Annotated in this window: 17 protein-coding genes; 16 read left to right on the forward strand and 1 reads right to left on the reverse strand. The window is 39.4% G+C overall.

Annotated features, from left to right (window positions below):
• Positions 1-10 precede the first annotated feature (10 nt).
• The 4 genes from IV67_RS02070 (at position 11) to IV67_RS09455 (ending at position 2014) form a co-directional block, all read left to right on the forward strand.
• Complete coding sequence (locus IV67_RS02070) at positions 11-628, forward strand: YutD family protein (protein WP_057786631.1); 618 nt, start codon at positions 11-13, stop codon at positions 626-628.
• A 4-nt stretch (positions 629-632) separates the two neighbouring features.
• The gene (locus tag IV67_RS02075) at positions 633-1406 is read left to right on the forward strand and encodes a TIGR01457 family HAD-type hydrolase (RefSeq protein ID WP_057786633.1); all 774 of its coding nucleotides are present in this window, start codon (positions 633-635) and stop codon (positions 1404-1406) included.
• Positions 1407-1473: 67 nt separating this feature from the next.
• Entirely contained in the window at positions 1474-1830 is a 357-nt protein-coding gene (locus tag IV67_RS02080; protein WP_236698232.1) for a GNAT family N-acetyltransferase, read from the forward strand.
• A 55-nt stretch (positions 1831-1885) separates the two neighbouring features.
• Positions 1886-2014, forward strand: a complete 129-nt coding sequence (locus tag IV67_RS09455) for a GNAT family N-acetyltransferase (protein WP_236698233.1) — start codon at positions 1886-1888, stop codon at positions 2012-2014.
• Between the two features lie 49 nt (positions 2015-2063).
• Here IV67_RS09455 and IV67_RS02085 read toward each other — a convergent pair whose 3' ends face one another.
• The gene (locus tag IV67_RS02085) at positions 2064-2402 is read right to left on the reverse strand and encodes a hypothetical protein (protein ID WP_057786638.1); all 339 of its coding nucleotides are present in this window, start codon (positions 2400-2402) and stop codon (positions 2064-2066) included.
• A 385-nt stretch (positions 2403-2787) separates the two neighbouring features.
• Between IV67_RS02085 and IV67_RS02090 the strand changes: the two genes are divergently transcribed.
• The 12 genes from IV67_RS02090 (at position 2788) to IV67_RS02145 (ending at position 12468) form a co-directional block, all read left to right on the forward strand.
• Entirely contained in the window at positions 2788-3660 is an 873-nt protein-coding gene (locus IV67_RS02090; RefSeq protein ID WP_057786639.1) for a phosphate ABC transporter substrate-binding protein PstS family protein, read from the forward strand.
• Between the two features lie 15 nt (positions 3661-3675).
• Positions 3676-4593: a phosphate ABC transporter permease subunit PstC gene (gene pstC / locus IV67_RS02095; protein WP_057786642.1), complete on the forward strand. Its 918-nt coding sequence runs from the start codon at positions 3676-3678 to the stop codon at positions 4591-4593.
• A gap of 2 nt (positions 4594-4595) precedes the next feature.
• The gene (gene pstA, locus IV67_RS02100; RefSeq protein WP_057786644.1) at positions 4596-5486 is read left to right on the forward strand and encodes a phosphate ABC transporter permease PstA; all 891 of its coding nucleotides are present in this window, start codon (positions 4596-4598) and stop codon (positions 5484-5486) included.
• 33 nt (positions 5487-5519) lie between these two features.
• Positions 5520-6332: a phosphate ABC transporter ATP-binding protein PstB gene (gene pstB, locus IV67_RS02105; protein ID WP_157050272.1), complete on the forward strand. Its 813-nt coding sequence runs from the start codon at positions 5520-5522 to the stop codon at positions 6330-6332.
• Between the two features lie 13 nt (positions 6333-6345).
• Positions 6346-7104, forward strand: coding sequence for a phosphate ABC transporter ATP-binding protein PstB (pstB, locus tag IV67_RS02110; protein WP_057786656.1), 759 nt, complete (start codon positions 6346-6348; stop codon positions 7102-7104).
• A 51-nt stretch (positions 7105-7155) separates the two neighbouring features.
• Positions 7156-7830, forward strand: coding sequence for a phosphate signaling complex protein PhoU (phoU, locus tag IV67_RS02115; RefSeq protein WP_057786659.1), 675 nt, complete (start codon positions 7156-7158; stop codon positions 7828-7830).
• A 61-nt stretch (positions 7831-7891) separates the two neighbouring features.
• Positions 7892-8701 carry a regulatory protein RecX gene (locus IV67_RS02120; protein WP_057786661.1) on the forward strand — a complete coding sequence of 270 codons (810 nt, stop codon included), beginning with the start codon at positions 7892-7894 and terminating at the stop codon, positions 8699-8701.
• Between the two features lie 77 nt (positions 8702-8778).
• Positions 8779-9324, forward strand: a complete 546-nt coding sequence (gene ntdP / locus IV67_RS02125; RefSeq protein WP_057786663.1) for a nucleoside tri-diphosphate phosphatase — start codon at positions 8779-8781, stop codon at positions 9322-9324.
• Positions 9325-9434: 110 nt separating this feature from the next.
• Positions 9435-10046, forward strand: a complete 612-nt coding sequence (locus IV67_RS02130; RefSeq protein WP_057786665.1) for a hypothetical protein — start codon at positions 9435-9437, stop codon at positions 10044-10046.
• A gap of 123 nt (positions 10047-10169) precedes the next feature.
• Positions 10170-11747, forward strand: a complete 1578-nt coding sequence (locus IV67_RS02135) for a peptide chain release factor 3 (protein WP_420031178.1) — start codon at positions 10170-10172, stop codon at positions 11745-11747.
• Complete coding sequence (locus IV67_RS02140) at positions 11747-11938, forward strand: hypothetical protein (protein ID WP_057786669.1); 192 nt, start codon at positions 11747-11749, stop codon at positions 11936-11938. The genes IV67_RS02135 and IV67_RS02140 overlap by 1 nt, the downstream gene beginning before the upstream one ends.
• A gap of 92 nt (positions 11939-12030) precedes the next feature.
• The gene (locus IV67_RS02145; RefSeq protein ID WP_057786672.1) at positions 12031-12468 is read left to right on the forward strand and encodes a YueI family protein; all 438 of its coding nucleotides are present in this window, start codon (positions 12031-12033) and stop codon (positions 12466-12468) included.
• Positions 12469-12486 lie beyond the last annotated feature (18 nt).

The raw sequence follows: 12486 nt of genomic DNA on the forward strand, positions 1-12486 counted from the left end.
TGGAGAAAATATGAATCGTGAAAGAATGAAAGAATTGGCCGAGAGCCAATTTGAAGAACGACAGAAAGAAACAACGATTGTCGCAGGATCACAGCCAGATACATACAATATTAACGGGCGTGGTTATGAATTAGTAAAAAATTATCGCAATGCATTTGATGAAACGATGTTGGCAGCGCGATTTAGCTCTTTTTTGGAAAAATACGACTACCTGGTTGGGGATGTTGCATCAGACCAATTGAGATTTCGCGGATTTTATGAACAGGGAACGCCAGGGATTGCTCGCAATCAACAGATTAGTGCGTTAAATGACTATATCTATGAAGATATTAATTTTGGAGCACCTTATTTTGTCTTGCATAATCTTGAACCACATCCGGTTGAAGAAAAAGAAGAAGAAAATAAATCAAATAAGAGCCGTCGTCGTCATCGATCACGTCAAAAGAAAGATAATGGTCGCGCTGAAATTGATGAAAAAAAGCGTCCAGTTAACAATCAACGGCGCAAGCCAAAGGGTGGCTCTGAACGTACTGAGGTAACGGTAAAAGGTAAACCTAAGCGTCGTCATTTTGAAGTACGTGAGCGAACTGAAAAGTCTGATCAAAAGCAGTCTAAGAAAGAGGGATAGTGATATGGCTAACTACGCAGCATATTTCATTGACCTAGATGGCACAATCTATCAAGGTGCCAAGCAATTTCCGACGGGGAAGCGTTTCATCGAACGTTTACAGGCAACGAATACGGATTATTTATTTGTGACGAATAATTCAACAAAAACGCCGGAAGATGTTGCGGCTAACCTAACAGACAATCATCAGATTGAAACGAAGCCAGAGCAAGTCTATACAAGTGCGATGGCAACGGCTGATTATGTGAAAGAACTTGGGCTAAAGCATGTGATGTTACTTGGTGAAGTTAGTATTGAACAAGCACTATTAGCACAAGATATTGAATTGGTCGCAAGTGACGATCCTGAATTGGAAGCGGTGGTTGTTGCATTGGACCGGGAATTAACCTATGAAAAATTAGCGCAAGCAACTTTAGCCATTCGGAATGGCGCTAAATTTATTGCAACAAATGCGGATACAAATTTGCCAAATGAACGCGGCATGCTGCCTGGCGCTGGTACGATTGTGGCAGCCATTAAGACAGCGACCCAAGTTGAGCCGATTATTGTTGGAAAACCCGAAAAAATTATCATGGAGCAAGCGCTGAAACACGCGCATAAACAGGCTCATGAAACGGTTATGGTGGGTGACAATTACAATACTGATATACTAGCAGGCATCAACTCTAATATGGCGACCTTGTTAGTGTATAGTGGTGTTTCAACACCTGAAAGTGTGCATCAAGAGTCGGTTCAACCAACCCATGAAGTCGCAAGTTTAGACGATTGGACACTATAAAAAGCGACTACAATTAACGTAGTTGCTTTTTTAGCATCATTTATTGATGAGAATGAAAGAGGTATCTATGGTGAAGCATGTGAGTTTTCGAGAAATTACCCAAGCTGACTTACCAAAACTTTGGTCCATTAGTTTTGGACCTGAGGCCGATTTGGAATGGATGAAATTCAATGGACCTTATTTTAATGATCCGATTTTGACTTGGCCAGAATTTTCAGAATCATTTACAAGCAAGCGGGTTGATAATCCTGGATATGCTGTTATTTGTGTCGATGATGAACCGGTGGGCATGTTAAGCAGTTATTTTGAAGACGGTGATTTAGGTTATTGGTTGGAAGTTGGGTTAGTGGTTTATGATGCTAATCAATGGGGAAACGGGATTGGTCAGCAAGTTTTAAAACCATGGATTGCTTTCTTACTTTAACACTTACCCTCGTATTCAACATATTGGATTTACTACTTGGTCTGGAAATCAGCGCATGATGGCCTTAGGTGAACGGATTGGTATGAAATTGGAAGGTCAAATTCGTGCAGTCCGTTATTGGCAAGGTGAATTTTATGATTCAGTGAAATATGGTATTTTAAGGTCAGAGATGGAACAAATGTAAAAAAGAGCAACGCTAAATGCGTTGCTCTTTTTTACTGTTTTAATGCGTTCTAATACCCAGATTGACTAATCATCATTGCTGACAAGATAGCGAACAAGAAAGAAATAATGAACATGATAATTGTTAAAATAAAGGCGACAAAACCAGCGCGATTCCATGTGGTTTGAACTGCTTTAAATGTGGCAACATCTTGATAGTTACCCTTTTGCCAAGCCCATTCATTCCCCTTAAACCCAACAACAAACATCCAAATAAGGTTGAAGAAAGGGATTAAACATAGTAATGGCAAATATGATTTATTACCAATTCCCCAAATGATGTTGAACATAAAGGCGCCCCAATTCCAGCCCTTTACTTCTGCCGGAACAATCTTTCCGTTTTCTTCCATAATAACCTACTCCTGCAGCTTTTAGCGTGATTCAGTGTTACACGTAATAGTGATTAGTATAGATATATTTTTAGGGAATGCTAGTTTGTTTTGCATAGATTTAAAAAAAGTTCAACATTTTCGAATGACTTGTGACTTTTAATGAAAAAATGATACATCTTTTTAAAAGTTTTGAGCCATAAATATTTCTTAAAAATTAGGCAATATCATGGGGCCGGAATGGTGTTGTTTCGGGGACCCAGTTATAATCATAAGGGCAGTAGATTAGCATGTAGAGTGTTATAAAATGAATTGTAAATATAATCTTTACAATCGTGAGATAATTCTTTTACATCTATTCGTAATAATAATAGTAGTAGCATTAGAATATTAGGAGGCGTTCGTTATGAAACGCAGTTGGATTGTTGGAACGGCACTTGTTGCTCTGGCAGCAGGTCTTTTGTCATGGGGTTACACAACCCGAGATGAAAACAGTGGCGTTAATATTACCGCTGTTGGATCAACCGCTTTACAACCATTGGTTGAAGCCGCTGGTGAGGACTATGCAAATAGTCATAACGGTGTATTTATCAATGTGCAAGGTGGTGGAACTGGAACAGGATTAGCTCAGGTGCAAGCCGGAGCTGTTGACTTAGGTAACTCAGATATGTTTGCTGAGGAAAAGAGTGGAATTGATGCCAAGAAATTGGTTGACCACCGTGTTGCGGTCGTTGGAATTGCACCAATGCTTAATAAAAAGGCAGGGGTTGATAATTTAACGCAACAACAGTTAATCGATGTCTTTACTGGAAAAGTGAAAAACTGGAAAGAAGTCGGTGGTAACGACCTACCAGTTGTGTTAGTTAACCGTGTTGAAGGATCTGGAACTAGAGCAACATTTGAGCAATGGGGCTTGAAAGGGGCAAAGTCAGCCGATGCCCAAGAACAAGACTCATCTGGAATGGCTCGCTCAATTGTGTCAACGACACCAGGTGCCATTTCATACGCGTCATTTGCTTACTTAGATAAGAGTATTGCAGTGCCAAAATTGGATGGCGTTAAAGCAACAAATGATAATGTTGTTAATGGCGACTGGCCAATTTGGTCATATGAACATGTCTATACAAAGGGCGAACCTAAGCCAGAGGTACAAGCATTCCTAGACTCAATTATGTCTGAGAAGATTCAAACGACTTTGGTACCTCAGCTTGGTTATATTTCAATTCACGATATGCAAATTCATCGTGATGTTGATGGAAAAATTACGTCAGTTAAATAAAAGGAGCACAGGGACATGGATGAAATCCGTGAATCATTATTAAAGCAATCAAAAGCATCACGAAAGGATCAATTTGGTCGAGCAATTTCATTTTCTGCTCTAGCCTTGATCGTTATCGTTGTGATTTCAATTTTTTATTTTGTGGCCTCGAAAGGTTTGGCAACATTCTTTTCTGATGGCGTGAATCTATGGGGCTTCTTGACGGGGTCTGAATGGGCACCTAGTCAAGTAGGCGACAATGGTAAGCCATTAGTTGGTGCGGCGCCAATGATTATTGGATCATTCTTGGTGACTTTGTTAGCCGCATTGATTGCAACACCATTTGCGATTGGGACAGCTGTCTTTATGACAGAAATCTCACCTAAGCGTGGTGCTAAAATCCTAGGACCTGTTACAGAATTACTTGTTGGAATTCCTTCAGTTGTTTATGGGTTTATTGGGTTATCAGTGATTGTACCATTCATGCGTGCCGTTTTCGGTGGCTCAGGATTTGGTATTTTATCTGGAGCGATGGTGTTATTCGTTATGATTCTACCAACAGTCACATCAATGACAGTCGACACATTGCGTGCCGTGCCACGTCATTATCGTGAATCTGCATTGGCTTTGGGTGCAACCCGTTGGCAAATGATTTACAAAGTTATTTTGCGTGGTGCCACACCTGGAATTTTGACTGCTTCTGTTTTCGGAATGGCGCGTGCCTTCGGTGAAGCTTTGGCGGTTCAAATGGTGATTGGAAATGCGGCTTTGATGCCACATAACTTAACATCACCCGCATCAACGTTGACATCAGTATTGACGCAAGGAATTGGAAATACAGTTATGGGATCACTAGAAAACAATGCTTTGTGGAGTTTGGCGTTGATCCTATTGTTGATGTCACTTGTCTTTAACTTGGCAATTCGTGCCATTGCTAAGAAGGGAGCTATGTAATCATGAATGCAAAGAATGCTGATAAAATTGCAACAGGCGTACTGTATGCCATTGCAGGAATCGTTATTTTAATTTTAGCCGCCTTGCTTGGCTATATTTTGATTCAAGGTGTGCCACATTTGTCTTGGCACTTCCTAACAGCTCCAGCTTCAGCCTTTACCGCTGGTGGTGGAATTGGAATCCAATTATTTAATTCACTTTATCTTTTGCTGATTACAATGTTGCTTTCATTTCCGATTGCTTTAGGTGCTGGAATTTACTTGAATGAGTATGCTAATCCTAAGAGCAAGATTACTGGAATGGTTCGTATGACAATTGAAATTTTGTCATCATTGCCATCTGTTGTGGTTGGTTTGTTTGGTTTCTTGTTGTTCGTTGTGCAATTCAATCTTGGCTTCTCAATTTTGTCTGGTGCGATTGCGTTGACTTTCTTCAACCTACCATTACTTACACGTTCAATTGAAGATGCATTGGCAACAGTGCCTGATTTGCAACGTGAAGCTGGATCTGCACTTGGTTTGTCACGTTGGGAAACAGTCGGGCACATTATTTTGCCAGCTGCTTTGCCATCAATCGTGACAGGAGTTGTGTTGTCTGCTGGACGTGTCTTCGGTGAAGCCGCTGCCTTGATTTACACAGCAGGACAATCAGCACCAGCGTTGAACTTCGGTGACTGGAATCCATTCAATATTTCAAGTCCGTTGAACATCATGCGTCCTGCTGAAACATTGGCGGTTCACATCTGGAAGATTAATTCAGAAGGAATCATGCCCGATGCACAAGAAGTTTCAGCCGGAGCTTCTGCCGTGTTGATTATTGTTGTTTTGATCTTTAACTTCTCAGCACGTTACTTGAGTAGTTACCTATACAAGCGCTTGACTTCAACGAAATAGGAAAGGGAAAACACCAAAATGACTGAACAAGATATGGCTGCATTGAATTTAGATGCAGAACAACCAACAAGTAATATTTATAAGATGGGCGATGATCAAGAAATCGCACTTTCAACAAATGATTTAAAAGTTTATTATGGTGATCATTTAGCATTGCAAGATGCAGATTTGCAATTTGAACGCTTTAAGATTACTTCATTAATTGGTGCTTCTGGATCTGGAAAATCAACATTTTTACGCTCATTGAACCGAATGAACGATGGTGTTGCAAATGTTGAAGGAAACATTATGTATCGTGGCTTGGACATTAACACCAAGGATATTGACGTTTATGAAATGCGTAAGCATATTGGAATGGTATTCCAACGTCCAAATCCATTTGCTAAGTCAATTTATGAGAACATTACCTTTGCGTTGAAGCAACATGGCATTCGTGACAAGAAGGTTTTAGACGAACGTGTTGAAACTTCTTTGAAGCAAGCTGCTTTATGGGATGAAGTTAAGGGTGATTTGGACAAGTCAGCTTTGGCATTGTCTGGTGGACAAGCACAACGTTTGGTTATTGCACGTGCCATTGCGATGCAACCAGACATTCTATTGTTGGACGAACCTGCTTCAGCTTTGGATCCAATTTCTTCAGCTAAGGTTGAAGATACTTTGTTGGAACTAAAAGACAAGTACACAATTATTATTGTGACGCACAACATGCAACAGGCCGCACGTATTTCTGACTATACAGCTTTCTTCCACTTAGGTAAGGTTGTTGAATACGATGAAACACGTAAGATCTTTACACGTCCTAAGGTACAGTTGACGATTGATTACGTTAACGGTAACTTTGGTTAGGAGCATTAAGAAAATGACAGAGAAAATTCTAACAACTGAAAATGTGCGTTTATACTATGGTGATAACGAAGCCTTACATGGCATTAATTTGGATTATGACCAATATGGGATTACAGCATTGATTGGACCATCAGGTTCAGGAAAATCAACGTATCTGCGTGCCCTAAATCGTATGCATGATTTGCAAGATAATGTGACCGTTAATGGTAACTTTATGTTCAAGGGCCGTGATATTTATGCACCAGATACTGACACTGTTGCGTTGCGTAAAGAAATTGGTATGGTATTCCAACAACCAAATCCATTCCCATTTTCAATTTATGACAATGTGGCTTTTGGATTGCGTATTTCAGGCGAGAAAAACAAGAGTGTCTTAGATGAAAAGGTTGAAACATCATTAAAGCAAGCTGCGGTCTGGGATGAAGTTAAAGATGATTTGCATAAGTCAGCTTTGTCTTTGTCAGGTGGACAACAACAACGTGTCTCAATTGCACGTGCTTTAGCGACAGCACCTGAAATCTTACTTTTGGACGAGCCAACTGCTGCGCTTGACCCAGTTTCTTCCCACAAGGTTGAAAATACATTGATGGCTTTACGTGATCAATACACAATGATTATTGTGACGCATTCAATGTCACAAGCTTCACGTCTTTCAGATCGTACAGCTTTCTTTATGAGTGGAGATTTGATCGAAGTGGATTCAACAAAGCAAATGTTCCTGAACCCTACGGAACAAAAAACGCAAGATTATATTTCTGGTCGTTTTGGTTAAACAACCAAAGCTCGTGTATAATAAAATTATAAAAAAGGTGAGGTGAAGTCCATGCGTAGAATGTTTGATGAAGAGTTAGCCGATTTAGATACATCCTTTAAGGAGATGGGGCTTTTGGTCTCAGAAACACTTGAAAAGTCAGTTCAAGCTTTCTTGGATCACGATCGTGAACAAGCACAATTAATCATTGATGGCGACAAGGCAATCAATGAACGTGAAATTGCGATTGAAAAGAAGAGCTTTGAAATGATTGCGCTTTACCAACCCGTTACCACAGATTTGCGTGAAATCGTGACGATTTTAAAGGCCGTGTCTGTTTTGGAACGTATTGGTGATAATGCTCGAAATATTGCTATTTCAACAATTCACATGAAGGGAACTAAGCGTGTCCCTGAAATTGAAGAATTGATTGGTAAAGAAGGTACACAAGTTGCTAAGATGGTTCGTGAAGTCTTGGATTACTATGTCAATGATGACGTTGCTGGAACTGAAAATATTTCAGAAGAAGCTTTGGTTGTTACTGAAAGTACACGTAAGATTCGAACACAATCAATTAAAGCAATGGAAACTGATTCTGAAGCGGTTGAAGCTGCAACAGACTACATCGTGGTTGGGGGTTACTTGAAGCGTACTTCTGATTATGTGAGTGATATTGCTGAATGGATTATTTACAAGCGTACTGGTAAGATTGTTGAATTGAATCCAGGTACATCATCATACTTGTAATGTTATAATAAAAAACACTGATAGCTATCAGTGTTTTTTTTTTGAAAGAAGGGATGATATTATGGCGACAGTAACTAAAGTAACGCAACAAAAGCGACCGGGACGCTATAATATTTATCTCGATGATGAATTTGCCTTAGCGGTCGATGAAAAAATTTTAATTGACTATAATTTGTTTAAAGGTACGGAACTAACCGAGAGCCAAATTTCAGAAGTACAAGCAGCTGAGTATGAACAAAAGGCTTATGCAAGTGGTTTGTTATATGCAACAGGACAATTGCGATCACGCTATCAAGTGTATTTAAAATTACGTGAAAAAGATTTTCCGATTGATGTGATTAATCATGCCCTTGATCGACTAGAAAATGCGCATGTGATTGACGATGGTGCTTTTGCAGAAAGTTATTTTCAAGGAGTAAAACACAATGGTAAGTTTGGGAAAAAAGGGGCAATTCAGAAGTTAAAAGAATGGGGTGTCGATTATGATGTCATTGAGGATAAGGCGACAGTATATGACGATGAGGCAGAACAAGTCCATTTAGACGAGCAAATTCCAAAACTAATGGTCAAGAATCAACGCAAATCAAAACGCCTTGCTGAACAAAGTGTCACGCAAAAATTATTACAGAAGGGATTTGCGATGCGCAATATTCAACAAGCCTTTCAAAATTATGCGGAAAATCAAACCGATTTGGATGACCAAGATATGGAGTGGGAAAACATACAAAGAGAAGGTGAAAAAGCCTTTGCGCGTTATCGGCAATATACGGGTTGGGATTTGAACCAGCGCGTTAAAGCGGCCTTAGCGCGTCGCGGATTTGATTTTGATTTGATTGATCGTTTTGTCACTGACTATCAAAAAAATAATTAGTTATTTTTTTCCCCTTCAATGCTTAGCATGATACAATAAAGAAGGAATTTAGGTGAAGGACTGTGAGGGCTTAAATCATGAAGGATGGTCGGTTACCCCGTGAAGGGGACTTCATAACGATTAAAAGCTATAAACATGATGGCAGTTTACACCGAACTTGGCGCGATACAATGGTATTAAAGACAAGTGAAAATGAATTAATTGGTTTAAATGATCATACGGTTGTGATTGAAGATGATGGCCGTCGTTGGGTGACACGCGAACCAGCAATCGTTTATTTTCATAAAAAATATTGGTTTAATATTGTTGCAATGTTGCGAGAAAATGGTGTGTCCTATTATTGTAATTTGGCCTCGCCATTTGTTTTAGATAAAGAAGCATTGAAGTACATTGATTATGACCTAGATGTAAAAGTTTTCCCAGATGGCGAGCGGCGCCTATTAGATGCAGATGAATATGAGCAGCATCGTGCTAAATGGCACTATTCGGCTGACATTGACTTTGTTTTAAAGGAACATGTTAAGATTCTGGTGGATTGGATTGAACATCAACGTGGCCCATTTTCAAGAGCTTATGTGGATTTATGGTATCGACGTTATCTTGAAATCAAACGCCGAAATTGATCGTTATGAAAAAAAGATGGCCTTTTGGCCATTTTTTTATTTATAACGCATATTCAATACTTGCAATTCTTGCTATACTAGTAATAATCGTCAGTAAGGAGGACAGAGGGATGTGGATGCGAAGAGCAATCATCGCTTTGCTGGCAGTTATTTTATGTGGATGTGCTGGATATGGTATCTATCATTACGTCCGTGAAAATGAGTATTCAGATAAAATTACTGCTGCAGAAAAAGCTGTTGAAAAAAAAGATTGGCAAAATGCAAAAAAGAATTATGAAGCTGCACAATCAGTTAAAATGACCCCCGTAACACGAACATCAATTGAACAATTAAATCATGCCATTAAAGCGGCAGATGCGACCAAAGATAAAAATTATGTTCTCGCAAAATCACAGTATGAAGTGGCGTTAGATGTAGACGACGGTAATGATAAGATTAATAAATCCATCGAAAATGAATTAGATGACGTCAAAGCCAAAGATAAGTCTGAAACTAAAGCACGTGAAGCTTCTGAAAAGAAGGCAAGTGAGGCGTCAGCGGCAAGTGAGCAAGCGCTCCAAGCAAGTTATGCGTATGCTGATAGTATTGAAGCGGCAGCAAAGAGTGCAAAAGAATCTTCTGAGCGAGCTGAATCAAAACGTAATGCAAGTAATAAAAAGCAGCAACAGAGCAACAATTCTAATCATTCAGATTCGAAAAAGAGCTCACAGGTGACACGCTAAACTATTTTAATTGAATAAATCATGTCTGAGACGGGATTGGTTATTGAACCAATCCTTTTTTTTAGTTATACTGAATTATTAAGTTAATTAAGATTTTATAAATAAGATAAAGATTAAGGGTGGATTCATATGGCATCATTTGAAGAAGAACTCCAAAATCGGCGGACATTTGCGATTATCTCACATCCGGACGCTGGTAAGACAACAATAACCGAGCAGATGCTATTGCTTGGTGGTGTTGTGCGTGAGGCAGGAACGGTTAAAGGTCGTAAAGGAAACTTTGCCAAGTCGGACTGGATGGAGATTGAGCAAAAACGTGGTATTTCTGTAACGTCATCAGTCCTACAATTTGATTTTCAAGGAAAACGCATTAATATTTTGGATACCCCAGGGCACGAAGATTTCTCAGAAGACACCTATCGTACACTAATGGCGGTTGATTCAGTTATCATGGTTGTTGACTCCGCCAAGGGAATTGAGCCACAGACTAAGAAGTTGTTTGAAATTGTTAAAGAACGCCATATTCCAATTTTTACGTTCTTTAACAAATTAGACCGTGACGGACGTCCGCCATTAGACTTAGTGGATGAATTAGAATCAACATTGGGCATTAATGCTTACCCAATGAATTGGCCGATTGGATCTGGACAAATTTTGTCAGGGTTATTTGATATGTATCATAACCGTGTTGAAGTGTATCATCCAAAAGAAGGTGCTGACCGTTTCTTAGCATTGAATGCTGAAGGCACAGATTTGGCTGAACCAAATGAGATTGAATCAGCATTTGCTTGGAATGAAACCCAAGAAGAAGTTGAAATGTTAAAAGACGCCGGTAATGAATTTGATGAGAATCAAGTCCTAAAGGGTGAATTAACACCAGTTCTCTTCGGATCAGCCTTGACTAATTTTGGTGTTGAAACATTCTTAGAAACTTATATGCAATATGCCCCCGCACCTGCAAGCAAAAAGACGGTGGATGACAAAGAAGTCGAACCAGATGATGATCAATTCACTGGATTTGTCTTTAAAATTCAAGCTAATATGAATCCAAATCATCGTGATCGTATTGCGTTTGTCCGCTGTGTATCGGGTGAATTTGAGCGTGGTATGGATGTGACACTAGCGCGAACAGGTAAGAAATTACGTTTGTCAAATGTGACTGAGTTCATGGCTGATTCACGTGAAAATGTTGATACAGCTGTACCTGGTGATATCATCGGATTGTATGATACTGGTAATTTCCAAATTGGTGATACAATTTATGCTGGTAAGAAGAAAGTTGAATTTGAAGAATTACCAACATTTACGCCTGAATTATTTATGCACGTGCGCGCGAAAAATGTCTTGAAGCAAAAGTCATTCCATAAAGGGGTGACACAATTAGTTCAAGAAGGAACGATTCAAATTTATACGGCATGGGATTCAGGAGATTATATTCTGGGTGCGGTTGGTTCTTTGCAATTTGAAGTTTTCCAGTTCCGAATGGAAAATGAATACAACACAGAAGTCGTTTTGGAGCCAATGGGTTCTAAGACGGCACGTTGGATTAGTCCAGATCAACTAGATCCAAAAATGGCCTCATCACGAAATTTGTTGGTGCGTGACCGAAATGAAAATCCAGTCTTCTTATTTGAAAACCAATTTGCTGAGCGTTGGTTTGCGGATAAGTATCCTGAGGTTGAATTGGAGGCCAAGCTATAATGATTTCTCCAGCCATTTTACTGGGCATGCAGATTTTCGCTGCAGTGATGATTTTACCAACTGTTATTTATTCGGTGGGGCATCGTTTGATGCGACCTTTCCCACGTGTATTTAATGCTTTACACATTGTGTTTGGTGGGTATATGTTATCCGTGTTATTGGCAGCATTAACTGTATTGATTGTAAATTAAATGAAAACGGGACAAGTTAACTTGTCCTGTTTTTTTATCGTCTTGAAAAATGTTAGAATGGGACTAATTAAATTAAAAGATGAGGGAAAACAATGACGGAAATAGATCCACATTTACAAAATGCAGTGTTTGGGACGCCTGAGGTAAACCCTGATGAACAACATCATTATTTAGGTACTTTTCGTGAACGTGTATATATGACACAACGCATAGATTCACTCGGCAATGATCGTTTTCAAACAATTTGGAAGCAAATTTTAACTGATCATGCAGATGGTGTACTGTTATTGAATGGTGTACTTGATACAGAAGATCTGAACCCTTTTATGCAATTAGCCCAACACCAACAGGTTGAATTTCGTTTAGTCAGTGATCCACAATTAATGAAAACTGATTTAGGGATTGTGTATACGGCTGATCATGCCGTCCATGTTGAACAAATTGAAATTGAACAAGTACCAGAAAAAGAAGCGCCAGTAGCGGCAACGCCAAAAGCTAAGAAGCAATCTTGGTTTAGTAAGTTGTTTTAAAAATATGATTAAAGAGGG

The sequence above is a fragment of the Weissella minor genome (assembly GCF_001437425.1).
Lineage (GTDB): Bacteria > Bacillota > Bacilli > Lactobacillales > Lactobacillaceae > Weissella > Weissella minor.